This is a genomic window from uncultured Roseibium sp. (assembly GCF_947494555.1).
Lineage (GTDB): Bacteria > Pseudomonadota > Alphaproteobacteria > Rhizobiales > Stappiaceae > Roseibium.
Window position 1 is genome coordinate 306,955 of the sequence record NZ_CANLVF010000005.1, and the last position, 25,538, is coordinate 332,492.

General features: G+C 56.4%; 28 protein-coding genes. 13 read left to right on the top strand and 15 right to left on the bottom strand.

What is annotated here, in order from left to right; genetic code table 11:
• Positions 1 to 47: 47 nt before the first annotated feature.
• A complete protein-coding gene (locus Q0915_RS23810; protein ID WP_299479903.1) occupies positions 48 to 584 on the top strand; it encodes a GcrA family cell cycle regulator in 537 nt (178 codons plus the stop codon).
• A 254-nt stretch (positions 585 to 838) separates the two neighbouring features.
• Positions 839 to 2,491: a VWA domain-containing protein gene (locus Q0915_RS23815; protein ID WP_299479906.1), complete on the top strand. Its 1,653-nt coding sequence runs from the start codon at positions 839 to 841 to the stop codon at positions 2,489 to 2,491.
• Between the two features lie 78 nt (positions 2,492 to 2,569).
• Here Q0915_RS23815 and phoB read toward each other — a convergent pair whose 3' ends face one another.
• The 8 genes from phoB to Q0915_RS23855 all read right to left on the bottom strand — a co-directional run bounded on the left by phoB (position 2,570) and on the right by Q0915_RS23855 (position 11,324).
• On the bottom strand, positions 2,570 to 3,268 hold the full coding sequence (phoB, locus tag Q0915_RS23820; protein ID WP_299479909.1) for a phosphate regulon transcriptional regulator PhoB: 699 nt from the start codon (positions 3,266 to 3,268) through the stop codon (positions 2,570 to 2,572).
• A 70-nt stretch (positions 3,269 to 3,338) separates the two neighbouring features.
• On the bottom strand, positions 3,339 to 4,037 hold the full coding sequence (phoU, locus tag Q0915_RS23825) for a phosphate signaling complex protein PhoU (protein ID WP_299479912.1): 699 nt from the start codon (positions 4,035 to 4,037) through the stop codon (positions 3,339 to 3,341).
• Positions 4,038 to 4,068: 31 nt separating this feature from the next.
• Entirely contained in the window at positions 4,069 to 4,866 is a 798-nt protein-coding gene (pstB, locus tag Q0915_RS23830) for a phosphate ABC transporter ATP-binding protein PstB (RefSeq protein ID WP_299479914.1), read from the bottom strand.
• 11 nt (positions 4,867 to 4,877) lie between these two features.
• On the bottom strand, positions 4,878 to 6,227 hold the full coding sequence (gene pstA / locus Q0915_RS23835) for a phosphate ABC transporter permease PstA (RefSeq protein ID WP_299479916.1): 1,350 nt from the start codon (positions 6,225 to 6,227) through the stop codon (positions 4,878 to 4,880).
• A complete protein-coding gene (gene pstC, locus Q0915_RS23840) occupies positions 6,227 to 7,699 on the bottom strand; it encodes a phosphate ABC transporter permease subunit PstC (RefSeq protein ID WP_299479918.1) in 1,473 nt (490 codons plus the stop codon). Before pstC ends, pstA begins: the two co-directional genes overlap by 1 nt.
• 82 nt (positions 7,700 to 7,781) lie before the next feature.
• The gene (locus Q0915_RS23845) at positions 7,782 to 8,819 is read right to left on the bottom strand and encodes a substrate-binding domain-containing protein (RefSeq protein ID WP_299479920.1); all 1,038 of its coding nucleotides are present in this window, start codon (positions 8,817 to 8,819) and stop codon (positions 7,782 to 7,784) included.
• 482 nt (positions 8,820 to 9,301) lie between these two features.
• Complete coding sequence (locus Q0915_RS23850) at positions 9,302 to 10,660, bottom strand: ATP-binding protein (RefSeq protein WP_299479922.1); 1,359 nt, start codon at positions 10,658 to 10,660, stop codon at positions 9,302 to 9,304.
• 184 nt (positions 10,661 to 10,844) lie between these two features.
• The gene (locus Q0915_RS23855) at positions 10,845 to 11,324 is read right to left on the bottom strand and encodes an SRPBCC family protein (protein WP_299479924.1); all 480 of its coding nucleotides are present in this window, start codon (positions 11,322 to 11,324) and stop codon (positions 10,845 to 10,847) included.
• Positions 11,325 to 11,655: 331 nt separating this feature from the next.
• On the opposite strand from Q0915_RS23855, the gene Q0915_RS23860 reads away from it, so the two are divergent.
• On the top strand, positions 11,656 to 12,567 hold the full coding sequence (locus tag Q0915_RS23860; protein ID WP_299479928.1) for an MBL fold metallo-hydrolase: 912 nt from the start codon (positions 11,656 to 11,658) through the stop codon (positions 12,565 to 12,567).
• A 59-nt stretch (positions 12,568 to 12,626) separates the two neighbouring features.
• Here Q0915_RS23860 and Q0915_RS23865 read toward each other — a convergent pair whose 3' ends face one another.
• Complete coding sequence (locus Q0915_RS23865) at positions 12,627 to 13,613, bottom strand: DUF1499 domain-containing protein (RefSeq protein ID WP_299479930.1); 987 nt, start codon at positions 13,611 to 13,613, stop codon at positions 12,627 to 12,629.
• 254 nt (positions 13,614 to 13,867) lie between these two features.
• Here Q0915_RS23865 and Q0915_RS23870 point away from each other — a divergent pair, with 254 nt between their 5' ends.
• The 3 genes from Q0915_RS23870 to Q0915_RS23880 all read left to right on the top strand — a co-directional run bounded on the left by Q0915_RS23870 (position 13,868) and on the right by Q0915_RS23880 (position 16,094).
• Positions 13,868 to 14,245, top strand: a complete 378-nt coding sequence (locus Q0915_RS23870) for a hypothetical protein (RefSeq protein ID WP_299479932.1) — start codon at positions 13,868 to 13,870, stop codon at positions 14,243 to 14,245.
• A 300-nt stretch (positions 14,246 to 14,545) separates the two neighbouring features.
• Positions 14,546 to 14,713 (top strand): hypothetical protein, encoded by a 168-nt coding sequence (locus Q0915_RS23875; protein ID WP_299479934.1) that lies wholly within the window; start codon positions 14,546 to 14,548, stop codon positions 14,711 to 14,713.
• Between the two features lie 406 nt (positions 14,714 to 15,119).
• Positions 15,120 to 16,094: a magnesium transporter CorA family protein gene (locus Q0915_RS23880; protein ID WP_299479937.1), complete on the top strand. Its 975-nt coding sequence runs from the start codon at positions 15,120 to 15,122 to the stop codon at positions 16,092 to 16,094.
• A gap of 28 nt (positions 16,095 to 16,122) precedes the next feature.
• Here Q0915_RS23880 and pdxH read toward each other — a convergent pair whose 3' ends face one another.
• The gene (pdxH, locus tag Q0915_RS23885) at positions 16,123 to 16,758 is read right to left on the bottom strand and encodes a pyridoxamine 5'-phosphate oxidase (RefSeq protein WP_299479940.1); all 636 of its coding nucleotides are present in this window, start codon (positions 16,756 to 16,758) and stop codon (positions 16,123 to 16,125) included.
• An 80-nt stretch (positions 16,759 to 16,838) separates the two neighbouring features.
• On the opposite strand from pdxH, the gene Q0915_RS23890 reads away from it, so the two are divergent.
• Both Q0915_RS23890 and Q0915_RS23895 read left to right on the top strand, forming a co-directional pair.
• Positions 16,839 to 17,306, top strand: a complete 468-nt coding sequence (locus Q0915_RS23890) for an RT0821/Lpp0805 family surface protein (protein ID WP_299479942.1) — start codon at positions 16,839 to 16,841, stop codon at positions 17,304 to 17,306.
• 201 nt (positions 17,307 to 17,507) lie between these two features.
• On the top strand, positions 17,508 to 18,485 hold the full coding sequence (locus Q0915_RS23895; RefSeq protein WP_299479945.1) for a J domain-containing protein: 978 nt from the start codon (positions 17,508 to 17,510) through the stop codon (positions 18,483 to 18,485).
• A 186-nt stretch (positions 18,486 to 18,671) separates the two neighbouring features.
• Here the strand turns inward: Q0915_RS23895 and Q0915_RS23900 are convergent, their stop codons facing one another.
• Positions 18,672 to 19,163: an SRPBCC domain-containing protein gene (locus Q0915_RS23900; RefSeq protein WP_299479948.1), complete on the bottom strand. Its 492-nt coding sequence runs from the start codon at positions 19,161 to 19,163 to the stop codon at positions 18,672 to 18,674.
• A 1-nt stretch (position 19,164) separates the two neighbouring features.
• Positions 19,165 to 19,527, bottom strand: a complete 363-nt coding sequence (locus Q0915_RS23905) for a metalloregulator ArsR/SmtB family transcription factor (protein ID WP_299479951.1) — start codon at positions 19,525 to 19,527, stop codon at positions 19,165 to 19,167.
• Between the two features lie 90 nt (positions 19,528 to 19,617).
• Between Q0915_RS23905 and Q0915_RS23910 the strand changes: the two genes are divergently transcribed.
• The 3 genes from Q0915_RS23910 to Q0915_RS23920 are packed head-to-tail and all read left to right on the top strand — an operon-like array spanning position 19,618 to position 21,160.
• Positions 19,618 to 20,148, top strand: coding sequence for a MarR family transcriptional regulator (locus tag Q0915_RS23910; protein ID WP_299479954.1), 531 nt, complete (start codon positions 19,618 to 19,620; stop codon positions 20,146 to 20,148).
• Complete coding sequence (locus Q0915_RS23915) at positions 20,145 to 20,474, top strand: antibiotic biosynthesis monooxygenase (protein WP_299479956.1); 330 nt, start codon at positions 20,145 to 20,147, stop codon at positions 20,472 to 20,474. Before Q0915_RS23910 ends, Q0915_RS23915 begins: the two co-directional genes overlap by 4 nt.
• Positions 20,474 to 21,160 carry a GNAT family N-acetyltransferase gene (locus Q0915_RS23920; RefSeq protein ID WP_299479960.1) on the top strand — a complete coding sequence of 229 codons (687 nt, stop codon included), beginning with the start codon at positions 20,474 to 20,476 and terminating at the stop codon, positions 21,158 to 21,160. Before Q0915_RS23915 ends, Q0915_RS23920 begins: the two co-directional genes overlap by 1 nt.
• A 31-nt stretch (positions 21,161 to 21,191) precedes the next feature.
• Here the strand turns inward: Q0915_RS23920 and Q0915_RS23925 are convergent, their stop codons facing one another.
• Positions 21,192 to 21,701 carry a ClbS/DfsB family four-helix bundle protein gene (locus Q0915_RS23925; protein ID WP_299479962.1) on the bottom strand — a complete coding sequence of 170 codons (510 nt, stop codon included), beginning with the start codon at positions 21,699 to 21,701 and terminating at the stop codon, positions 21,192 to 21,194.
• A gap of 257 nt (positions 21,702 to 21,958) precedes the next feature.
• Between Q0915_RS23925 and Q0915_RS23930 the strand changes: the two genes are divergently transcribed.
• Positions 21,959 to 22,354 carry a hypothetical protein gene (locus tag Q0915_RS23930; RefSeq protein WP_299479963.1) on the top strand — a complete coding sequence of 132 codons (396 nt, stop codon included), beginning with the start codon at positions 21,959 to 21,961 and terminating at the stop codon, positions 22,352 to 22,354.
• Positions 22,355 to 22,400: 46 nt separating this feature from the next.
• On the opposite strand, the gene Q0915_RS23935 is transcribed toward Q0915_RS23930, so the two are convergent.
• The gene (locus Q0915_RS23935) at positions 22,401 to 23,723 is read right to left on the bottom strand and encodes an FAD-binding oxidoreductase (protein ID WP_299479965.1); all 1,323 of its coding nucleotides are present in this window, start codon (positions 23,721 to 23,723) and stop codon (positions 22,401 to 22,403) included.
• 1 nt (position 23,724) lies between these two features.
• Positions 23,725 to 25,050 (bottom strand): FAD-binding oxidoreductase, encoded by a 1,326-nt coding sequence (locus Q0915_RS23940; protein WP_299479967.1) that lies wholly within the window; start codon positions 25,048 to 25,050, stop codon positions 23,725 to 23,727.
• A gap of 220 nt (positions 25,051 to 25,270) precedes the next feature.
• On the opposite strand from Q0915_RS23940, the gene Q0915_RS23945 reads away from it, so the two are divergent.
• Entirely contained in the window at positions 25,271 to 25,501 is a 231-nt protein-coding gene (locus Q0915_RS23945; RefSeq protein ID WP_299479969.1) for a hypothetical protein, read from the top strand.
• Positions 25,502 to 25,538 lie beyond the last annotated feature (37 nt).

Sequence of the window (25,538 nt, forward strand, 5' to 3'; positions counted from 1 at the left end):
CTGACACGGGGTTAATGGCCGAATGGCCGAACTAAAGGGTGCGGGCAATGAGTTGGACGAACGAACGGGTTGAACTGCTCAAGAAACTTTGGAGCGAAGGCCTGAGTGCAAGTCAGATCGCAGGCGAACTTGGGGGTGTTACCCGCAACGCAGTGATCGGCAAGGTGCACCGGCTCGGACTTTCCGGACGCGCCAAGACTTCAAGCTCCAGTTCAAAGCCACGCCGGCCCCGTACCGCCAGCCCATCTGCCGGAACAGCGCCGAAGAAACCCGCACAGCAGCCACAGACGATCGGTGCAACGGCGCTGAAGATGGACACGTCACCTGCTCCCGCAGCTGAAATCAAACCCAATCTGGAACCTTTGCACGAGTTGGTTGTGCCGATTTCACAGCGCGCTACCATTCTCACGCTGACTGAACGCACGTGTAAGTGGCCCATCGGCGATCCGGCGACAGACGACTTTTATTTCTGCGGCCGACAGTCGGACGCGGGTGTCCCCTATTGTGCCCACCATTGCCGAATAGCCTATCAGCCCGTCGCTGACCGGCGCCGCGAGCGCAAGACGGTTGCCCAGGCCTCCTGAAGACCAGCCGAGCCTACAACTGACAATTCGAACCCGCCGCATGGGCGGGTTTTCTTGTTTTATTTACCTTACTTGCCAATATACGCGCACATTCCGCAGCGGTATACGAAATTGTGATCAATATTACAGAAAGTAATTCGACTTCTTCTAACGTGAAACCAATCGAGAGAAGGTTTTATCTGAGTTTCATTAACCATCTCTCTAATTGACTGGATTTCTATACTCTAGTCAGCCATGAAAATTAGAGGAATAGAATGAAAAATCTTAAGCTAATAATAGCGTCTACTGTGCTCGCATTCGGTATCAATCCAACCACTCCCGGGTTTGCCGAACCATCCTCAATGTTCATTCTTGATGCTTCCGGTTCTATGTGGGGCCGCCTCGAAGACGGAAGATCCAAGATAACCGTGGCCCGCGAAGTGCTTAGCGGCCTGACATCCAAGTTGCCTGCGTCCCTCAATGCCGGCCTGATCGCTTACGGTCACCGGAGAAAAGGCGACTGCTCGGACATTGAACTGGTCCATCCCATCGCTCCTGCCGGGGGCGCTGCAATCGGGGCCAAAGTCGGTTCTCTGTCTCCACGCGGAAAAACACCCATTACGGAGGCCCTTCGCCTGGCGGCGGAGAAACTGACCGGAAAAGAAGACGACAGAACAATCGTGTTGGTGTCGGACGGTATTGAGACTTGCAGCGGCGATCCCTGCGCCCTTGCGGAAGCCCTGAAAAACTCCGACGCGGGTCTCAAGATCCACGTCGTTGGTTACGGTGTCGACGCAGATGCGCAAAAGCAGCTGCAATGTGTTGCCGAAAAAGGCGGCGGCGCCTATTTCGAAGCCAACGACACCTCAGGGCTGTCCGGTGCGCTCACACAGGTCACCGAAAGCATCGCCAAACAAGAAGAAATCGTCGTCGAGGCACCCGCGGTCGAGGAAACCGCGAGCACTGTTCAGATACAGATTGCCGGACCCGGCACCATCAAGCTGAAGCTCGCGGATTGGGTGCAGATGCCCAAATACTGGAAAATCACAAATCCGGAAACGGCAGACGAAGTCGCAAAGGTCACCGAGGACAGCGTGACCACGATGCCAGGCGCTTATCAGCTCGTTTGGCGGCATCTTGAACATGGCGCGCAGGAAGTGACCCTGCCGGAAGTTGTGTCCGTTGCGCCGGGTCAGACAACCGAGGTCGCGATCGACACGGGTCTGAAGCTTGTTCCTCCTACAGGCACAGGCAAACCCTACTACTGGCAACTGCTCAGCAATGACACCGATCTCGAACATGGTTTCCGCAAACGCGAGCCTGCCGCATGGTACTGGGTCTGGGATGCCGTACCGGTCCCTGCCGGGGACTACACGCTGATCGTCCGCCAGAGCGAACACGACCACTCGGAGGTAAACCTGGGCAAGGTCTCGCTGGAAAAAGGAAAACTCACCGAAGTTCCGCTTGATCAGGGGCTGAACCTGGCCTGGAACGACGACTGGGACCAGATCTACTATCTCAAAATTACGGATGCAGCGGGCGTGGAAACGAAGTTCGACAGCCGTGGCCCCGTGTTCCTGGCACCCGGAACATACAAGGTCGCACTCAGGCTTTCAGAGCACAATCACTCAGAGGCCGAGTTTGGAACGATCACTGTACCGGAGCAGGGTTTTGTAGACGCCAAGCTCACCTCCGGTATCAAGTTCGAGACCGAGATCCCGGGTGAAATCAAGGTCACAGCCAAAAACCTTGATAACGGACAGGAAGCGCAGATCAGCTGGAGCGCGTCCTCCAGCAACCCCTGGCCGCCGATGCCGCTAGGGCCGGGCCGTTATCAAGTCGACATGCAGATCAAAGGCTCCGCGCCGATGACGATCGTTCCAGAGGTCACGATCCAGGCGGGACAATTCATCACCGCGAAGATGTGAGTTCCACAGCAAAAAAATACCCGCCCAACCGGGCGGGTATTTTTGTGGTCTTATGCCGCTGACTTCCAGCAGACAGCTTTAGCTGGCGATCGAAAACTGGTCGTTGAAGGCGTAGCCTGCGCCACGTACAGTCCGGATCGGATCCTTTGCCTTGCCCTTGTTGAGCGCCTTGCGCAGTCTGCCTACGTGGACATCGACAGTGCGTTCGTCGACATAAACGTCATGACCCCAGACACCATCCAGAAGCTGTTCGCGCGAAAACACGCGGCCGGGTGATGTCATCAGAAATTCAAGAAGACGGAACTCGGTCGGCCCCAGGTGAATTTCCTTGGTGTTGCGACGAACGCGGTGGGTTTCACGGTCGAGTTCAATGTCACCGGACCGGAGCATCGTGGAGACGACTTCCGGGCTGGCACGGCGCAGGATTGCGCGCACCCTGGCCATGAGCTCAGGGACAGAAAACGGCTTTACGACATAATCGTCGGCACCGGTCGACAGACCGCGAATACGCTCCGCCTCCTCGCCCCGCGCCGTGAGCATTATGATCGGCAGGCGTTCGGTGTCTTCCCGGGCACGCAAACGCCGGCACAGCTCAATTCCGGAGAGCCCTGGGAGCATCCAGTCCAGCAAAAGCAGATCGGGCAGACTTTCCCGCAAACGAATTTCCGCTTCGTCTCCGCGGATACAGGATTCAACCTGGTATCCTTCCGCTTCCAAATTGTATCTTAACAGAAGGCTGAGCGGTTCTTCGTCTTCAACGATGAGCACCTTCGGCATTCGTTCACGCTCCGATATTGTCGACCGGCATCAGGGTGCCGGCCGTAAATTTCCCGCAGTCAGTCAGTGCTTAGCCAGCACTTGTTGTTTCATCATACTTTTCACGATCCTCGGGAAGCCGTTCGCCCGTGACCATGTAATAGACGTTCTCCGCGATATTTGTCGCGTGGTCGCCGATGCGTTCGATGTTCTTGGCGCAAAAAAGCAGATGCACGCATTGCGTGATAACCCGCGGATCTTCCATCATGTATGTCAACAGCTCCCGGAACAGGGAGGTGTAGATGGCGTCAACTTCCGCGTCGGCTTCCTGCACGCGGCGCGCGGCTTCTGCATCGCGGCGTGTGTAGGCATCGAGAACCCGCTTCAACTGGCCGAGAGCCAATTCGCTCATGTGTTCGACACCAATCGCCAGTTTCTTGGATTGCAGACTGCTGTCGATCGCGATCGCGCGCTTGGCCACGTTCTTTGCCAGATCGCCGACACGTTCAAGATCGTTGGCAATACGGCTTGCTGCCGTGATTTCGCGAAGATCCTGCCCCATGGGCTGACGGCGTGCGATGATCTCGATGAGTTTCATCTCGACATCCTGATGGAGCGCGTCGAGACGCTCATCGTTGGCGATCGTCGATTTGGCCAGGTCCAGATCCTGCGAGACGAGTGCTGAGACGGCGTCGGCAAATGCGCGTTCTGCGAGGCCGCCCATCTCGGCGACTTTTCCGGCCATTGCGGTCAGTTCCTCATCGTAGGCCGAAACTGTATGTTCTGACATCCTGTGTCCCCTTCAGATTGCGGAAATACACTTAGCCGAAACGGCCAGTGATGTAATCTTGAGTGCGCTTGTCTTTCGGGTTCGTGAAAATATCCTCAGTCAGTCCCTCTTCTACCAGGATGCCAAGGTGGAAAAACGCCGTGCGCTGTGAGACGCGAGCCGCCTGCTGCATGGAGTGGGTCACGATGACGATCGTGTAGTTCTCACGAAGCTCATCGATCAGCTCCTCGACTTTCGCCGTCGCAATCGGGTCAAGTGCGGAACAAGGCTCATCCATCAGGATCACTTCAGGGCTCACGGCAATCGCGCGTGCGATGCAAAGACGCTGCTGCTGTCCGCCGGACATTCCCGTTCCAGGCTCGTCCAGCCGGTTTTTGACCTCCTCCCACAGACCCGCTTTCTGCAGGCTGGAGGACACAATGTCATCGAGCTCGGCCTTGTTGCGGGCAAGTCCATGAATGCGCGGCCCATAGGCAATATTGTCGTAGATCGACTTCGGGAACGGATTCGGCTTCTGAAACACCATCCCGACCTTTGCGCGAAGCTGCACCGGATCCACTTTGGGGTCATAGATGTCTTCGTTGTCGATCTTGATCGATCCTTCCACGCGGCAGATATCGATCGTGTCGTTCATACGGTTGATCGTGCGCAGGAAGGTGGATTTGCCGCAGCCGGACGGACCGATGAAGGACGTCACTGAACGCGGCTGGATTTCAATGTCCACATCCTTGATAGCTTGGTTATCGCCATAAAAGACCTGAACCTTGTTTGCGGATATTTTGCTCTCGGTCATTTCGTTCGCCTGTTCGATACTCGGCATCTCGTTCATCGCATCAATCCTTACCAGCGGCGCTCAAACCTGCGGCGCAGGATGATCGCGATAATGTTCATCGTAAGGAGGAAGATCAGAAGTACGATAATTCCTCCCCAGGCTTTCTCGGTAAAGGCCAGATCGGACCGCGCCGCCCAGGTGTAGATCTGGGCCGGCATTGCCGAGTTTGGATCGGTGAAGCCGGCGATGAAGCCATCCGGGTAACCTCGCGCGACAAAGCCCACCATACCAATCAGTAGCAATGGCGCCGTCTCACCCAGAGCCTGTGCGAGACCGATGATGGTCCCGGTCAGGATGCCAGGCATTGCCAGCGGCAGCACGTGGTGGAAGATCGCCTGCATCTTGGAGGCCCCGACACCGAGCGCGGCGTCCCTTATGCTCGGCGGAACCGCCTTCAGCGACGCACGCGTGGAGATGATGATCGTCGGAAGCGTCATCAGCGTCAGAACCAGTCCACCGACCAGCGGCGCCGACTGCGGCAGATGCATGAACTGGATGAACACCGCAAGGCCCAGGATACCGAACACGATCGAGGGAACGGCCGCCAGGTTCGAGATATTCACCTCGATCAGGTCCGTGAACCTGTTCTGCGGGGCGAATTCCTCCAGATAGATGGATGCGGCCACTCCAATCGGAAGCGACAGGAACAGCACCACCAGCATCATGAAGAAGGACCCGATCACCGAAGCGCCGATGCCCGCGGCAGCGGCGTTGTCCACGCCCGCGTCAGCACCGGTGATGAATGACCAGTTGAACACGGTCTTGATAACACCGGCCTCGACAAGATTATCGACGACGTCCAGATCCGATGCCATCAGGAAGCGGCTGTCGGTCATGCCTTCACGGGTGATCCGGCCACTCATGTAGCCATCTACCCTCGAGGAGGCTGCAAGGTCGAACCTGACCGGTTGACCCAGCTGATCCTCGTTTTCCCGGAAAAACTCACGGATGGTGCTACCCGGCTTGCCAACGATGCGCTCGATGGCTTCGGGTTCTACCGGAGTTTCGATCCCGCTGTCCTGGAGCTGGCCAGACAGGGCGTTGATGAAGATCTCCTCATAGGCCTTTGTCTTGAACAGCGTGCCTTCAGCAGCGTTGTATTGTTCCTGCGTCAGCGTAAACTCGACCTCAACGACCGTGCGCGAAAAGGCAGGAATTCCCTGCGAGATGATGGCGTAAGCCAGAACGACCAGGAAGAACAGCCCGATTGCTATCGCCCCAATGCCATAGGCCTGGAAGCGCTTTTCCGCAGCATTGCGTTTGCGGGTCAGGTCATCGAGAGCGTAGAGCGACTTCGGCTGCATCGGTGCTTTGGCTGGCGATGCGGATGTCTCGGGAGGAAGTGTTGCGTCGGTCATCAGTCATACTGCTCCCGGTATTTGCGCACGATGTAGAGTGCGACAATATTGAGACCCAGGGTTATCACGAAAAGTGTCATGCCCAGCGCGAAGGCCACCAGTGCGACCGGTGAGGCAAAGTCCGCATCTCCGGTCAGCTGACTGACGATCTTGGCTGTGACGGTGGTCATGGCCTCGAAGGGGTTGAGGCTGAGGCGCGCGGCTGCACCGGCACCGAGGACCACGATCATCGTTTCACCGATCGCGCGTGATGCCGCCAGCAGAATGGCGCCCACGATCCCGGGAAGCGCGGCCGGCAGGATTACTTGGCGCACCGTTTCGGATTTGGTTGCCCCAAGACCATAAGACCCGTCGCGCATTGCCTGGGGCACGGCGTTGATGATGTCGTCCGACAGCGAGCTCACAAACGGGATCAGCATGATGCCCATGACGAGGCCCGCGGTCATAACCGCCGTTCCTGCCTGCATGATCCCGAGCCCTTCGTTGCCGAAGACGGACAAGAGCAGCGGACCGACGGTCAGAAGCGCAAACAGACCGTAAACGATGGTCGGGATGCCTGCCAGAACCTCAAGCAGCGGCTTGGCGACGGCACGCACCTTCGGGCCGGCATATTCCGAAAGATAGACCGCCGCGAAAAGACCGATCGGCACGGCAACGAGCAGCGCGACGATGGAAATGTAGAATGTGCCCCAAAGCAGCGGAAGAATACCAAGCTGGGACGAGCTGCCGCGCCCAGAGAAACTCGGAGACCATGTCAGGCCGAAGAAGAAATCCGAAGCCGGGTAGAGCCGGAAAAACTCCCAGGTGTTGAACACCAGCGACAACACGATCCCGATGGTGGTCAGGATGGCAATGGACGCCGCCGCAATCAAGATTGCCTTGATGCCCTGTTCGACGACGTTGCGCGCCCTGAACTCGGCATTGGTTTCCCGAATAGCCCAGAATGCAGCAAAAAGTGCGACCAGAATGACCGCAATCGACATGATCAGATTGCCGGTGGCATTCAGAACGCGATACCGCTGTGCAGCCCGCAGGATCGGCTGCGTTATCTCGGAGGTGACGATCTGCCCGGCATCTCTGAGACGCGTGCTGATATCGGCGAAGTCGGCACGCGCGTTGCGCGCGAATTCCTCTGTCATGGCACCCGTTGCGACGGCGTTGTCGAGGCCTCTCGCAGCACGGCGCACTTCAGCGAGAACGAGCCCACGCGACGATCCTTCTGCGATCGACGTTTCAGGGATCATGCCGGAAATGACATTGTTAACGTAAAATGGCTGCGCGAGCAGCCAAACAATGAGGAGCAGGAAGGCAGGGACAATCACCTTCATAGCAACGTTTGCCCCGTAATAGGACGGTAGGGAATGCAGAGCTGACAGCTCTCCCCCGGCACTGGACATGGCCCGCGACCGCCCCAGAACGTACCCCACCGCAGCGATGGCAAGCACGATCAAGATGAGCCAGAACAAAGGCATTTGCTCCCCCGGATGTATAACGGAAATCGAAAAGAAAAGGGGCGGCGGAATATGCCGCCCCGTCGATCGAGCGTGTGCTCGATTACTTCATTGTCTCTTCGTTGGAGACGGACGCCTGAACAGCAGCCAGCTCCGGATCCGAAACCAGGCCATACTGAGCCAGCGGGCCCTGCGGACCAGCGATTTCGTCAGCGATGAAGAACTGAGCGTACTCTTTCAGGCCCGGGATCACACCGATGTGCGCCTTCTTGATGTAGAAGTACAGCGGACGGGAAACCGGGTACTCGCCGGAAGCGATCGTCTCGGTGGACGGCGCGATGCCGCTCATGGTGGCGACTTTCAGCTTGTCGGTGTTGTTCTCGTAGAATGCGAGACCGAAAACGCCTATGCCGTTCGAGTTGGTGTCGATGCGAGCCAGTGTCTCGGTGTAGTCGCCATCGATGTCAACGGACTTGCCGTCGCGACGGACTGCGATGCAGGCGTCTTCAGCGTCGTCTTCGGACATGCCAGCGTCCATCATTGCCTTTAGGGCACCAGACTCTTCACAACCAACAGCCAGAACCTTCTCTTCGAAGACTTCACGCGTGCCGTGCTTTGTGCCCGGGATGAAGGCAGCGATGTCGACGTCCGGAAGTTCAGCATTGAACTCGGACCACTTGTTGTAGGGGTTGTCGACGATTTCGCCGTCCTTCAGGACTTTGGCGCCAAGAGCGTTGAAGACGTCAACCGGTTCGAAAGCCGTGAAAGCAGGACCGTCTTTTTGAGACGCAAAAACGATTCCGTCATAGCCGATGCGAACTTCGATGATGTCTTTGACACCAGCTTCGGCACAGGCCTTGATTTCCTTGTCACGGATCTTGCGGGACGCATTGGCAACGTCGATGGTGTTTTCGCCAACGCCTTCACAGAAACGCTTCAGACCTGCGGAAGAACCGCCGGACTCAACGACCGGTGTCGGGAAGTCGGTGTTTTCACCAAAAGCTTCTGCAACGATGGAAGCATACGGAAGAACTGTAGAAGAACCTGCAACCTGAACCTGGTCACGAGCCTGAGCTGCGCCAACGAATGCAGTGGAAGCAACAGCCAGAGCCGTTGCGCTTACGAGGGTCGTAAATTTCACTTGACCACTCCCTTTGAATGTCAAGGTTTGTAGATGATCACCGAACACGGAAATGAACGGGTGATGCCGGGAACCTAGGCCCGATGGATGAGAGTTCTATGACAGTTTCTTCTCAGTTTTGTGACAATTTAAGATACTGAAAAATATAGATAAAAATCTATTCTTGACTGTTTTGTGTCAGCATCAGGTCACAAAGAATGCAACACTGACGCAACGGTTGCACGCGGCGAATTTACACTAGCGCAGAGTTAGATCGGATCGATTCAAACGAATGTGGGTATTCTCAGGAAAACGGCCTGACGCATTCCGCGCGCGCTGTGCGCCCGTTGCCATGTTGGGGCGAAAGAGAGAAACAGTCCAAGATCCCGTTGCGGGCTTTCGTAACCTGTCAACCGACAGTCAAGGAAACCCGGCCTCACGGACCAGTAAGTGAAGCGGTCCTGATTTTCAGCCGTCGCTCAAGACGTTCTCCCTGCAGAGCTTCAATCCTGTTGTGCCGTCGCTGGCTGCTCGGGCTCATCGGACTTTTCAAGAGCCGGCAACCATACCTTGAATGTGGCCCCCTCGCCGGGTTCACTCTCGATCTCCAGACGTGCGCGGTGGCGCGTAAGGATATGTTTGACGATAGCAAGCCCGAGGCCTGTCCCTTTCAGTGCCCGGCTGGAGTCCACGTCCACGCGGTAAAACCTTTCGGTGAGACGTGGAAGATGTTCGCTCGGTATACCCTCGCCGTAGTCGCGAACGGAAAGGATCCAGTAGGCAAGATCCTGATCCTCCGGATGCGCGCTCAATCCGACATCAACGTAGTTGCCGATGCTGCCGTATTTCAGCGCGTTCTCAACAAGGTTTTCAACGACCTGAATAAGCTCGTCCCTGTCACCTTTCAACCGAACAGCCGTTTCAGGCAAGTCGATGCGGATCTCAACACCCAGGTCCTTGGCCAGCGGCGACAAGGCATCTGACGTATGGCGAATGATCTCCGACAGATCGACAACGGAGGCAGGGCGAACATGTGCCTTCAACTCGATCCTGGACAGGGACAGAATATCATCGATCAACCGGCGCATCCGCTCGGCCTGATCCAGCATGATCGACAGAAACCGGTCCTGGGCTTCGGGGTCGTTGCGCGCGGGGCCCTGCAAGGTTTCGATGAAGCCGGTTAAAGACGCCAGCGGCGTGCGCAGTTCATGACTGGCATTGGCGACAAAGTCGGTCCGCATGCGTTCCAGGCGCCGGTTTTCGGTCAGGTCCTGGATAACGACAAGGATAAAGTCCGGCAGGTTGTGAGAGCGGTTCTGGGCATTCGAGCCCGGCATGTAGATTGGTGCAATGTGGGCTTCGTGCCACGTTTCCGTCGGCACCTTTTCGATCCAGCTGATCCGCTCTGCGTCACCGGTGCTGCACACCCGGTCAAACGCCTCCAGCAGGGAAGGCGCGCGCAAGGAGAAGGACAGCGGATCGCCAGGTTTCACGCCATCATACGCTGCAAGCGCCTGCGCGTTGACATATCGAGTAATGCCGCGTCCGTCGGCCACGAAGCATGGCGTCGGCAGCGCATCAACCGTCATCTTCATTCCCGTGCCCGGCCACATCCGGCGCATTTCGCGTTGTGTGCTCAGCCTGACGCGGCGGCTCGCGGATCGTCTGGGAACGAACGCCGCTACTGCGGTCACGCCCAGCATCGCACCGGCTGCGGGCAAAAAGGGAACCTGAAAGGCGACAACAGCCGCGATCGCCGCCGCCAGCGCTGTCAAAAGCACCCAGCGGGCTTCGCCCATTCTTGTAAGGGGAGAGGCGGCGGACTGAACCTCAGAGGATTCATCTAAGGAAGATGATGACATGGACTTATGCGCAAAATCGGAAACCTGTGGCTTACGCCTCGTTTTGCCGACACTATTTCGACGCCTTAATAATTTGCAAGGTCGAATTTCTGGTATCGGAAGCGGGCTACAGCCCAAGTATCACACCAAGCATGTCAGGCAAGCGACACACATACCAATTTCTTAGACCCTGGTTAAACCGACACTAGCGCAGGACCGGATTTGCAGCCGCAGCCTTCAAATTTTGGATGATCGTCGGCCAACCGTCCTGCCGGCGCATCTTTTCAAGATATTCCGTGCCCTTTTCGCCATGGCGCAAAAACTCGTTGTGTACGATTTCGAGCCGGGTTTGCTCACCTGCTTCGCGAAAATTCACCATTACGCGGCTCGCAGTCAGGGGATCGGCCACTTCTTCCCCGTCCTGGGAAATCTGCCACGCCAACCTGATGTAAATCGGTGGTTCGATCGACAGGACCGTTCCCCAAATTCGCTGGCGTCCATTGCCGTCTATCTCGTAGCAACTTCCTCCGACACACGGCTCAATGCCTGCATCAACCTGGCCTTCGCGCTGTTCATGAAACGGAGACCGCCACCACAATTCCAACTTGTCGACGAAAAGCGAAAATGCCCGGTCGCGTGGTAAATTCAACAAAACGTCGAACCGGCACTCCTGATCATCCGTCATGCTTTTCCACCACGTTCCCTCTGTCTCGCATCGTCTGTCGCCAAGTCACTCTATCTCAAGTTCCGGCAAAGATCTGCTCGCCAAGAGCACCACCTTTTTGTTGTACCGGCAAATTTCTTCACTTAGTGGAAACGAAACAAATCTCGCCTGCGTATTTCTTTTCGATCTTTTGAGTGTTGCCTAGCTGATTCAAACGTCAGATACATGACGCATCTGACGACGGACAGCGTCTTTAAAGGTTTTGCTTTTCCGAAATACAGAAGACACTTGTCCAGGCGGTTGGACACTTCTGGATTTCCGCGCTGGTCCCGAGCATCCCGAGATGGCAAGCATGAAACACGATCGCGACTTCACCCCCGACTACGGGTCTCCTGCGGAACTTTCTCCAGGCTTCAGACGGCTGACTGCCAACAACCCCGGACCATTTACGTTCAAGGGAACCAATACCTATTTGCTCGGCACGCGCTCAATCGTGATCCTTGATCCAGGGCCTGCCCTGCCGGAGCACATCGACTCACTGTTGAAGGCATGTGCAGGATCAAAGATTGAAGCGATTCTGGTGTCTCATACGCATATGGACCATTCTCCGGGTGCAAGATTGCTCAAACAGGAAACCGGCGCACCGATTGTTGGATGCGGCCCACACAGGGCCGCGCGTGACCTCTTCGAAAATGAAATCAACCCGCTGGACAGCAGCGGTGACAAAGAGCATCAGCCGGACCGTCAGCTACAAGACGGGGAGGTCTTCCAATGCGCCGAATTCGGCCTTGAGACCATAGAAACTCCGGGGCACACGGCGAACCATCTCTGCTTTGCCCTTCAGGGTGAGGACCTTTTGCTGTCCGCCGACCATGTCATGGGCTGGTCGACGTCGATCGTTGCACCGCCAGACGGTTCAATGCGCGACTACATGACATCTATCGAAAAGCTGCTATCGAGGCCGGAAACAAATTACTATCCCGGGCATGGCGGAAAGGTCTCGGATGCACACACCTATGTGCAGCATCTCAAGCGGCACCGCCTCCAGCGGGAGGCTTCCATTCTCGCGCTCATGGCCAAACGCAGCTGGTCCATCCCAGAGATTGTCAATGAGCTTTATGCGGACATAGATGTGTCACTTCATCCTGCTGCCGGCCTGTCTGTCTTTGCGCATCTTGAGGACCTTGTTGAAAGAGGCCTTGTCTCCTCAACGCCTGACCTTTCGCTCACAGCTCATTATTCGAATGGGTCAAAACCGTCCTAAGCCGGGGTCCTACACAGGACCGCAAACCGCCAATTCGCCAAAGACTGGTCCAATGAGGTTCAGCCGGCCAAATCGGAAACATCCGGACTGACACCCTCCGGCTCTACCTCGTCTTCGAAATAAGGCTTGAACCCAGGCAACGGAACGACGCTCTGCGGTGTTTCAATCAATTCCGGTTCGAGCGTTTCTTCCAGATCGCTCTCTTCCACCGACAACCTGCCGATGTCTCCGTAGGTTTCAAGCAAGACACGATCGATTTCGGCGAACACGGTTCTGATCTGGCCCGCGTTGGTCGAGACATCCCGCAAGGGTGTTCTGGAGCGGGACCGCACATCCAGCAACGCGCCGACCCGGTCCGGTCGTATTCTGAGTGCCACGTCGAACTTCAACCCGAGGACAGGTGTCGCGCCTTCCGCCTGCAAACGCGTTGCCGCATCGAGAAGATCAGGGGGTAGTTCGTCGACGACAGTCCAGTTCAGGTTTTCAAGCGCCTTGGCACCGGCAACGTGTAGCCGTCCAGGAGCGATCCTGTATCTTCTGGGCACTATGTCGGAGGCGCGTTGGTCCGGTTCAATATTGCCCAGCAATCCAGACAAGCTACGCTCCGATACGACCGGCCAGACCTTTTCCTCCAATACGGACGTCGTCCAGGTCAGAAACGGCTGTTCCGTTGCGACGGTCTGCGGTTTCACCTCAGGAGGGTCGAACTTATCCGTCGTGATATCATTCGCGCCCGGACTGGCAATCAGCATTCCTGCGACCAGCGCTGGCGGGAACAGAGCGATCAGAGCAAAGAACGTTCCCGTCAGCGCCGCGGGAATACCCGGCCCGCCGAGGGTCCAGATGCGGTGGAACGCGATCAATGCCAGCAAAAGCGCGATCAACGCAAACGCACCGGCGCTGGCAAGCGACAGCGCAAAAACATCCGCTTCCACCAGACCTACCCTCTTGGCAAGAAACGCGGTGACAGCGATTGCGAGCGCAATCGAGCCCATCGTTCGGCTCGCCGGCGCAGAAGCTGTTTTGTGGATGGCGTATCGCTTCATATGGTCCCAACCTGCATCGCAAACGCATGTGTGCGCGCGATCGGCCAAATCAGATTTCTATTTTGTTTACAGATAAATTGTCAAAAATGAACTTCACTTCCACTGCTCGCTCAGAATAAATTCGTATCGTCAGCAAATTGACCACCCTGAGTCGCGGACGCGGCAAGGATTGCTGAGATCCGCAAAGTGGCTCGTTGACTGGCGAGTGCCCGCCCAACCCGGTATAAAAACACCACCGTCCAAGAGATCCAAGCGTGCAGAACAAGGACAAGAGAACCGGTGGTCTGTTCGGATCGAGTTTCAGCAATATCGTCTTGTGTTATGCGTTCATTCCGACCTTTTTCCTTTCTCCCTTGGCACTTTACTTTGCCGTGACCTTCTCGGAACCCGCAGAACAGCGCATATTCGCCCACTACTACTATATTCGCACAACAATCGCACTGATGGTCATCGGGGGATGCACTGGAAGCCTGTTGATCCTCTTGGGTGCCGACCTTTCTTCTCTGCTGATACTTACAGGACTGACAGTAGTTGCATTGACGGCCGTGCTTACAATATTGCGATGTCTCAAGGGATTTTTGTGCGCATACAAAGGCGAACCGCCTCGCGCCTACACGAGTTATCTGCTGTGAAGGCCGAATTCTGTCGCAACCGAGTGAATACCCAAGAACGCAACCGTTACGATTTACTTAACGCGTTACTTCAAATTTGCTGCCTCTGCGTTACATCCTGTTATAGAATTTGACTGGCTGAGACAGCTAAAGAAGCGCATGATTTCAATGCCGATTGCGGAACGATCGCGGATAAATCCAAATTTTAAAGATCCCGCCCTTGGAATGCCGCAATTGGACACGACATGCACGCGGCCCGCAGTTTACCGCGCACCAAATCGCCAGTTAGCGGGGACTGGAACAAAAAACGGACCTGGAAAAATGTCTGAGAAATCATCCCAACCGGTATCAGAAGAACCGGCGGGAGCCAAGTTGATTAACCAGTACAAGCCCGTCGGCATTGCTGCTTTGAATGCAGCGGCGCTGTGTAAGAACGCGGGCGCGACGAAAAAGAAAAAACAAGTAATTTACCGCGACTGTGTGGACTGATTATTTGACGAGATCGTGCCGGCTGCGGCCAGCACTCCGTGACTTTGTGCCCCGATCCGTTGTGCCATTTGCACAATCGCAGTGACACAGGCCGCGGAGTAAAGACCCTTTCAGAACGCCGCGGTCCCAAATACCGCAGACGCTTCCTGCCGCTGGGATGCAAGACCTGGCGGCTAAGGGTTTGTTTGACTTCTGCTTCGCACCGGCAGCCGACACATCCATATCGTTGTGTCCGCCACTCTATCGAACTGATTGTGACCTGCTGCACCGCTCGGGCTGAGAGGGGCTGTGACCGGAAGGTGTGCGAAAATCTCTTGCAATAGCCACCTAACTCGCTTTCTCATCAGGCTCTTGTCACCCGCGACCGGCCCCTTCCGGTGCAACGCGACCGTGCGGAGTTTGCCATATGATCATTGCCTATTGCCCGTCCGTCAAAGGCCTGGAACGAATTGAACTTGCGCCGGACGCACCGCTTCCGGCGACCTCGGTCTGGATAGATCTTGTGGCTCCCACCAGAGACGAGCAGAAAGCCGCCGAAAAACTGATGGGCGCCGAGATCCCGACACGGGAAGAAATCGCGTCGATCGAGACGTCGGAGCGGCTTTACGTAGAGCCAGGTGCCGTTGTCATGACCACCCAGATGCCGATGGCGACCCGCACACTCGATCCCATCCTTTCATCCGTCACATTCGTATTAAGCGCAAAACGTCTGGTCACCGTGCGCTACGGCGAACCACGATCGATTGCGATTCTGACCAAGAAAGTGCAGGCAGACGCCACGATCGCCCATTTGGGGCCAGCAGTTTTCTATGCACTGCTCGACATCATTGTCGACCGCTGCGCCGATGAGATGGAAAGCGCCTCTGCCCGTTACGACGAACTTGCCGTGCAGGTGTTCGGAGAAGGTCTCAACATGCGCAAAACGGCGAGCTACCAGGTGGCGATCAAGCAACTGGGCCAGATCGGCCTGCACGTCGCCAAGATGCATGACGTTTGCACAAGCCTTTCCAGAGCCTTTTTGTTCATGAACACGCATGCCCGGCGGCTTGGCCTGAGCGAAGAACAGGGAACGGAGCTAAAGACCTACGGACGGGATATCCGTTCAATCAAGGAACATGCCGACGCGCTGGACAACAAGTTGGCCTTCCTGCTCGATGCAACGGTGGGTCTTGTTACGCTCGAACAGAACCAGATATCCAAGATCTTTACCGTGCTCGGTGTAATCTTTCTGCCCCCGACGCTCATCGCATCGATTTACGGTATGAATTTCGCCAACATGCCGGAACTGCAATGGGAACAGGGCTTTCTGTTTTCACTCGGCATGATGCTGGTGTCGGTAATCGCCACTTTCCTCTTCTTCCGCTGGAAGCGGCTTCTTTAGAACACGAGCTGTCGCAAAAACGCGGTCTTCACGGATAAAGCCGGTCCTTTTCCCAAGGCTGATCTGGGGCCTCCCGTTTGAACACGATACGGTCGTGCAAGCGGAATGGCCGGTCATGCCAAAATTCGATCGATGTCGGCACAAGGCGCATCCCGGACCAGTAGTCGGGTCTGGGAATGTCGCCAATGCCGAACTTCGCTGTAAACTTGGCAACTTCCTTTTCCAGCGCAAAACGGCTTTCAAGTGGCCTCGACTGTTTGGATGCCCAGGCACCAATGCGGCTGCCGCGCGGTCTTGACTGGTAATATGAGTCCGCCTCTTCGCTCGAGACCTGCTGAACTGCGCCGCGAATGCGCACTTGACGGCGCAGGGACTTCCAGTGAAAACACATGGCTGCTTTGCCCGAAGACAGGAGCTCGATGCCCTTGGCGCTTTCGAAATTGGTGTAAAACACGAACCCGCGCTCATCGACCTCTTTCAACAGAACCATGCGTACATTCGGCAGTCCGGTCTCATCGGCCGTTGCCAGCGCGACGGCATTCGGATCGTTCGGTTCTGAGGCCTTGGCGTCCTCAAACCATTCAGAAAAAAGATCAAATGGTTTCTTGACCTCCGCGAAGTCACCTTTTGTTAACTCTTCGGGGGGATGCTTGAGGTCTGTCATAGGTTACCTGTCGAAGAATTCGACCGCCTGCAGTACGGCAACAATCTGCCAGCACGGGGGCTGTCTGTAGAGTGTATCGTATGCGTTCATATACTGTCAGGTGCGGCAAGATCCAGTCTCTTGTCGGACTCGTTCTTCTGCTTGGATGCTGCCTTGCCGGGTGCGCCCGGGTGACAGTGCCCATCGGCAGCAACAATGTCGAGACACCTACGGTCCTTACCGGCTCAATCCCTTCTTCAACCGACCAGGCCTATGCGGACGTTGACGCAGACGACCGCGCCGTGATCGCTGAAAACCTGGATACGATCGCGACGTCCGTCGACGAGGTTAAAAACGATCAAGAGGTGCTGTTGTCCTGGTTGAACCCGATCAGCGGGAATTCCGGTACCCTCACAAAAATCGATGCCGGCACCCTTGGTGAAACGGGCTGCCTCTCCTTCGAAACGACAGCAAACACCATCGCAGGCATCCGGCTCTATTCAGGCACGGCGTGCAGAGATATCACGCAAAAATTTGCCGTGACGGCGCTTAGCGTTGCCGACGCTTGATCGCCTGGACAAATCCAATCATAAGAAAGCACCTGCCTATCGCGGACGAAGGACTGGAAATCCGGTTAGTTCGTTCCGATATATAATAGAAGTCCGGTCAAGTTTACCTCGAGAAAACGCGCGCTTCGGAGCAGGTCATGTATCCGGAGCGTTTGTGCGTGAGGTGGCGGGCTGGAAAATCTTAGATACCTGGTGATGTGAATGCGAGATCCCTACAGCGTTCTCGGGGTGGCAAAAAATGCCAGCGAGGGCGACATAAAGAAGGCTTTTCGGAAGCTGGCCAAAAAATACCATCCGGATCAGAACAAGGATGATCCGGCGGCACAACAGCATTTTGCCGAAGTGAATCAGGCCTACGAAATCGTCGGCGACAAGGACAAACGGGCGCAGTTCGACCGTGGCGAGATTGACGCGGAAGGCAAGCAGCGCTTCCAGTCCAAAGGATTTGAAGGCTTCTCAGGCTATGAGGATTTCGGAACCGGCAGCGGTGGCCAGGGCTTTCGCTCGAGCGCCGGCGCGGGCGGCTTTGACGACATTTTGAACGACATTTTCGGCGGCTTCGGTGGCAGATCGGGGTCCCGTCCCGGAGCTGGTGCCGGTGCGGGGTTCGGCGGCGGCGCACGTACGAAAGCACCGCCAAAAGCCAAGGGCAAGAACGTGGAAATCGTTGCTCGTGTGTCGCTCGAGGACATCGTCAATTCCGGCAAGACGCAGGTGACACTGCCGAGTGGCAAGACGGTCAACGTGACGTTGCCGAAAGGTCTGGAAGAAGCCGAAAAAATCCGATTGAAGGGCCAGGGCCATCCGGGCGAAAACGGCGGTCCCGCCGGCGACGTCATGGTCGAGGTCCGTATCAAACCGCACAAGCTTTACGAAGTGAAAGGGTCCGATCTTCATTTGGACCTGCCGCTGACGCTTTATGAGGCGGTGCTTGGCGCCAAGGTTCGAACGCCGACACTGTCCGGCGCGGTGAACCTGACGATACCGCCGAACACGTCCAGCGGAAAGGCCATGCGTCTTAAAGGCAAAGGCCTGCCGACCAAGAATGGCGGGCACGGCGACCTCCTGGTGAAACCTCAGATCATCATGGCGCCCCACGCTGACAACGAGCTGGACACCTTGATGAAAGCCTGGAAGGAAATCACACCTTACCGAGCGCGAGGACCGGAGTTTGATTAAGCCATAGCCGGCTTGGTGGCCCCATACGCCTGATGTTGCATCAGCTTTCAGGCTGAGCAATCAGGGATCGCCGCCCCGGCCTTGAGCCGGGGCCGTTTTTCCGCATCGACAATGGTCCCGGATCAAGTCCGGGACTGCGTGCGGCATGATGTGAACGTTCGCTCGGCGGCCGAACGGCCAATATTGTCAGTTCTGCAATTCCGCCAGCAGCTCTTCCAGCATTTCCATACCCTTGCCCCAGCCCTTGTCGAGGCCGCTGATGGCGCCTGCGAAACAAGTGATTTCTGCGTCGCTAGCGTCGTGAGGCGTCCAGACAAGCCGTACCTCGGTCTGATCACCGGACTGGGTGAAGGTAACCGTTGTCAGGAGTGTGCGAGGCCAGTCGGGCATCATCGGGTTGGCCGTGACTTCCCAGTCGGCATCCGAAACAGAATGCAGCCAGACAAGCTTCTCAGGTTCGATGACCTCTGTGTATTCAACCCGCTGATAGTGCGACCCGCCGCCGAACCGCATTTCGTTCAGCCAGAGGCCACCAGGCCTGACATCGAGTTGGTGAATGACGGTTTCCACCCCAGGACCGTACCAGCGGGCAAGCAGATCCGCGTCCGTCCATGTTTTCCAGACCAGCTCACGCGGCGCGTTGAAACGTCTTTCGAGAATATATTCAGGCAACGACACGTCAGTTCTCCCGCTTGTCCGTGTTTTTCAGTTCTTCAAGTAAAGAGTCGAGTTGATCGAAACTCGTCGACCAGAATTTTCTGAATTCCTCCAACCAGGCAACGGCGTCCTTCATCGGACCGGCGTTCAATCGGGCGGGACGCCGCTGGCGGTCCGCACCGCGTGTGATCAGGCCAGCACGCTCCAAGACCTTCAAATGCTTTGAGACTGCCGGCTGGCTCATGTTAAACGGCTCGGCGATCTCATTCACAGACGCCTCCCCCGCTGCCAGCCGTGTCAAAATCGCCCGCCGGGTTGGATCGGACAGGGCAGAAAAGACTGCATCCAGTCCCACTTGATCAGATATATAACCAATTCGTTCCATAACCATATGGTTAATTATATGCGTCTCAATGTCAAGTCTGTTGATTTATATAACTTGTTATATTATTTGCTATATTAATGGAGGTGCCACATGGTTGAAGATGTCGTCCGTGTCCTTGGATACAGCACACTCGGGAGCCGGCTCAAACGGATTGGTGAAAAGCTGCAAGCACAAACTCAGGGCATCGGCATGCATCTCGCCGGTGCCGAATTGCCAGCGTCCCACAACCCGGTGCTTGCCGCGCTTGACCGGAATGGACCTCTCAGCATCGGGCATCTTGCGGAGGCTGTCGGGCAAAGCCAGCCGGGCGTCACGCGGATGGTCAACAGTCTCAAGGCATCCGGGCTGGTTGAGGGACGACAGGACGTAACCGATCGGCGCATCAACAGGATTGCCCTGACGAACAAGGGCGCAGCACTGGTCCGCCAGCTACAAGACACTTTTTGGCCGCGGATCATGATTGCGGTGAAAGACGCCTGTTCTGAGTTGGAGGGTTCACTGTTGCAGCAATTATCGCAATTGGAAGATGCGCTGGAGGATGTCCCGTTGAAGAAACGCTGCGCCAAGGATGACATCCCGGACTGGGCGGCGCTTATGAAACAGATGGAGACCGACCGATGATCAAACGAATCTGGCGCGGGTGGACCACACGGGAAAATGCCGACCGCTACTTTCAGATCCTGACCGGTTCAGTCATCCCCGGTATCGAAGCCATGAAGGTACCTGGCTATCTCGGCATTGAGGTCTTGCGACGTCCGCATGCCGACGGCGTGGAATTCATGACCATCATGCGCTTCCGCGCGATTGAAGACATTATCGCCTTTCAAGGTCCGGATTATGAGCGCAGCCACGTACCAGAGGCGGCACGTCAGGTCTTGAGCTGCTGGGATCAATCCGCATGGCACTATGAGCATCTGACCAACCGCGAAGCTGCGGAGGCGAACTAATGAACGATCGTTTGAACCGCGTTGTCTGGTCAGCTCTTTCGTCCCGGCAGAGCCGGATTTCAAAGGGCGGTTCGCTCGCCAGGCGGTTTGATCCAGAGATTTCCCCCTTTGCTGCCTCGAAGGACAATTCTGCCGCCGCTCTGAACGCGCTGGCGGCACTGATCGGACGGAACGAGACACCGGTGTTCCTGCTGCAGGCCGAACAGATCCTGCTGCCAGACACACTCGTTGCTGAAAAAACTGCGCTCGGTGTCCTCATGACGGAACGTATCGCGAAGACGGCAAAGTCACATGAATTCGAGATTTCAGTGCTGTCGGATGATGACGTACCCGAAATGCTTGCGCTTGCGGAGTTGACCAAGCCAGGCCCCTTTACCAGCCGGACACCCGAACTCGGTACGTTCCTGGGTGTTAAACTCGACGGGCGGCTGGCCGCCATGGGCGGGACGCGGTTGAACCTTGAGGGTTACACCGAGATCAGCGGACTTTGCACGCATCCGGACTATCAGGGCAGAGGTCTTGCAAGCGCCCTCACCCTACAGATTGCCGCCGACATTCGCGGGCGCGGTGATACGCCCTTCCTCCATGCCTATGCCGATAATCACGGTGCAATCGCGCTTTATCGCAATCTTGGATTTGAAATCTGGAGCGAAGTCAATGTCGCGGTGGTCAGCCGCAAGTCCTGACGTGTTCAATTCATACAAGCTCAGCGTCTGCTCAGGCCTCAGCCCGCTGCTCGAATTCCCTTAGGCGTTGCCGCAGATACTTGGCAGCCGAACGGTAATGACTCGGGCCTGCGGCTTCTGCCCAGCGGCCGGTTGTCCAGGCGTTGTTCGCTCCTTTCATAGGTCCAGCATAGAGGTCCTGATCCGACAGTTTTTCGACCAAGTCCATCAGCTTCAGGTGATTCTGTTCAAGAAGCGCTACGGCCTCGAGCCAGCTCATGTCCTCCTGCTGTTTTCTGAGGTCCGCATTGTACCTCCTGGTCTCATTCCACTTGTATCCCTTTGCTGGAAAATGAACCGTCTTGCCGAGCTGGCCGTCCGCATACCAGCCCGTGAATAATTCAATCCAGTGAGCACGGTGCGCGACGATGTCTTTCGGCGAAATGCCTTCGCCGTCTGCCTCTAGCTGCAGCGCAATGGGTAGCTTTTCCAAAAGAAGTTCCAGTTTCGCAAACTCCTTTTCGGCCAGTGACAAAAGGTCCTGTTTCGACTGTGCTGCCATATCAAACCCTCCGGACACCTTGCACTGGACCGAAGTTCAAACCTCACGACATTGATTTTTGACAAAAGGGTTCCACGAAACATCCCAAGCGGCCCAAAGATCGGGGACATGTTGCCCTCAAACACCTGGGTAACCCATCCAGAGTTGCAATCCGGCAACACGCGGAGACAACATGATTTGCGTCAAACGCAGATATTGCAATCATTAGGCGCATCGCCTAGCCAATCTACACCTGATAATAATGACTAGGTTAGACAATGCGCATTCTATTTGGTTTGATTTTTCTCTTACTCCTTTCCTCCTTCAGTATTGCCGATACAATCCGTCAAACCATACCGGCCAACAAATCGTCGGCGGTAGGTCTTCACGGAACCTACAGTCCTGAATGTGAAAGCGGCGTAACTCCCCAGATTAAGGTGACCAGGGAGCCCGAAAACGGCAGCGTCTCCTTTCAGCAGATAAACACCAAACTCGGCGAAAAAGCCGGTCGCTGCGCCGGCAGGCCTGTGAGGGGAACCGTCGTGGTGTACAAGCCCAACAGGGGCTTCCGCGGCAAGGACGTCTTTCGGATCAGATTCACAATGGACATGTATGACTATGGTTCTGCCAAGATCAGGAACGTGGCCCATAAATACACTATCGAGGTGAAGTAGGCTGCGCGGCGCGCGGATCTGTGTTTGATCGCTGATTGAACAGAGTTTATCTGTCTCGCCAGTCGTAAAACCAGTAGGCGCCTTGGAGAAAGAGTTTTCGGAACGCTGGAAGGGGAAACTTGCGAAGGGGCGCTTGAAGCGGCGCGGGCAGTTCCTGCTGCTTCAGTGAGCCGGTTATCAAGCCAGCCAGCTTTTCGCCTGAAATTGAGGCCATGGCGACGCCGCTGCCATGCCAGCCCATGGCTGCGTATATCCCCTCCATGCCCGGAATCTCACCAACGAACGGTGTCAAGGAGCGCGCGATGCAGACATTGCCGTGCCAGCTGAAGTCTGCCTCGACGTGTGCCCAGGCTGGGAACATCGTTTCGAAGTCGCTGCGTGCCCGTTTTCGCATTGCTGCCAGAGCCGGTTCGTTGTCGAAAATTCCACCTCGCGTCCCGAACAGGAACCGACCGTCCGGCAACAGACGGAAGTAATGCAGCAAAATTCTGGTGTCCACGGCCATTGTGTCCGCGGTCCATCCCTGATCCGACAGTTCGTCTGCGCTCAGGGGCCGCGTGACCTGGATGGAGGACATCACCGGCAGTGTCCGCCCGTATAACCAGTTTGGCACGTTCTCACGCGCATAACCGTTACCTGCAAGCACGACCTTTTTCGCGCGCACAAAGCCTTGCTCTGTTTCAAGCCTCCAGCGGTCGCCGTCCCGGCTGAGCCCTGTGACCGGTGATTTGCCAAAAATCCGTGCACCGGCTCTGCGCACCTCGTCGCCAAGTGCGAGCACATATTTCATTGGGTTGAGAGCAAAACCATATGGCACATGAAGACCGCCGTGAAATCCGGGGCCGCCATAACCTTCTGCATCCAGGTCCGCCTTAGACAGAACGCGTGCCTTGATACCAAAATTTTCTTTCAGGAATGCGGCTTCATCGCCGAGGCTGCGCAGATCCCTGGCCCGATGGGCCAGGTAGATCTCGCCGTTCGAGTGACAATCTGCATCAATGTTCCAGTCTTTGAGCCTTTGCGCGACGAGATTGATACCGGCGACCTGGTAAGCGACAAATTTTCGCGCTTCATCAAGTCCGAACCTTCGGATCAGCTGATGCTCGTCCAGCTTGGTCCCTCCGAGGCAACAGAAGCCGCCGTTGCGGCCGGACGCGCCAAAGCCGACATGTTCGGCCTCCAGAATGCACACTGACGCACCGCTTTGTGCCAGTTTCAATGCGGCGCTGAGACCGGCAAAGCCTGCTCCGATGACCGCCACGTCAAAGAGCGCGTTGCCCATGAGTTGACGATCTGAGCGCACATTGTCGACGCTTGCTTCCCAATAGCTGCCGATTGTTGCACTGGGGGGCTTGTTCTGCTGCAGCATGTCAGATCCCAAGCCTGTCGCGCAGTGAAAACCAGGTCATTGCCAGAACAAGTAGCGGAAACCGCAGCCGGTCACCGCCGGGAAAGGCGGGAATGTTCAGCTTCTCGAAGACATCGAAACGGCCAGCGGTTCCTACAACGGCTTCCGCCAGGATCTGTCCGCCGAGGGTCGCCATGGCGACCCCGTGCCCCGAGTAGCCCGCCGCGGTCAGCGTGTTGGGCGCCAGCCTTTTGAAAAAGGGCATCCGTTTCGGTGTAATCGCCAGTGTCCCGCCCCAGCCATAGTCTATGCGGGCATCTTTCAACTGGGGAAATATCTCCAGCATCGGCGCTTGCACGAACGACTTTATGTCTTGTGGAAAGCGATATCCGTAGTTCTCGCCGCCACCGAACAAGAGCCGGCGATCCGCTGAGAGACGAAAATAGTTGATCACGAACTTGCTGTCAGCGACCGCAGCGTTGTTGGCGATAAGTCCCTTTGCCTCGCTTTCGGAGAAAGGCTCCGTGGCGACAATGTAATTGTTGATCGGCATGACATGCGCAGCGGTTTCTCGATCGAGCCGCCCGAGATACCCGTTACAGGCCAGGATCAAATGATCCGCTGAGACCTCGCCTTGACCGGTTGCAACGGTAATCTTGCCGCTGCCCTTGCCGCGCATGGAGGAGACGGTCGTTTCTTCAAAGATCTTTGCCCCGGCTGCCTCGGCCGCCCGTCCGAGACCAAGCGCAAAATTGAGCGGATGAAGATGACCGGCCCCCATATCGAGCGAACCGCCAAAATAACGGGGACTGCCGACATGGTCCTTTATTTCATCCGGGCCGACGAAACGAATGTCTTCATAGCCGTAGTTGAGGTGCAGGTGCTCGACATAGTCCCGGCTTTCGTCAACATAGGCCTTGCGATGATCGGCGTGAAGGATCCCGGGCGCGAAATCACACGCGATAGCGTGCCGCGATACGAGGTCCTTGACCAGATCCTTGGACTGTTCGGCCAAATCCCAGAGGAGCTTTGCGTGCGCCACGCCGTGCCGTTCCTCCAGCACGGTTTGCTCAACCCGCTGGCCCGAGCCAACCTGACCGCCATTGCGTCCCGACGCGCCCCAGCCAACCCTGTTGGCTTCGAGAAGGATCACGTCAAGTCCGCGTTCCGCAAGATGAAGTGCAGCCGAAAGGCCCGTATACCCGCCTCCGACAATACAGACCTGGCAGGCGCGCCGGCCCTCCAATGGAGGTTGCGATGTGGTCCAGTTCGCGGTTGCCGCATAGTATGATGGGGCGTGAAGGCCCGGCGTATCGTTCGCCGTCAGGAGATCTAGCGCTGTCAGCATCGCGGCTCGCCGGCTCCTTTGTTTACACGCGCTGTGACCTATAGCGTCACCATCCATCGTTCAAGCGCTTGATTCAAGGTGAAGTCAACTCTCAGCGAGGAAGTTTTTGCTTGATTTTGCAAGCCCTTGCAACTCACCCTGCGTTAACTGGCACCCTTGACAGCCTGCGCGTGACCCGTGACATGTTCAAATTCAGATGACCCAAAAGGAAGGCAAAACTGTGTTAGGTCCCACGGAACACCCCTGGCTCGACCCTTTGTGGCGGCGTGTCGCGCTTGTCGTATTTTGCGGCGGCTGGACAATAATGGAATACGCACTCGGCAATCCGGGCTGGGCGATTTTCATCGGAGCTGTCACGCTCTATGCCGGATGGAGCTATTTGTTTGCCTACAAAGGTCCGGATGACCCGACCCGGCAGACGCGGCCAAGGATGGACGAAAGCGAGGAATAGCCGAAATCATGCAATGGGACAGTGTTACTCGATTTTC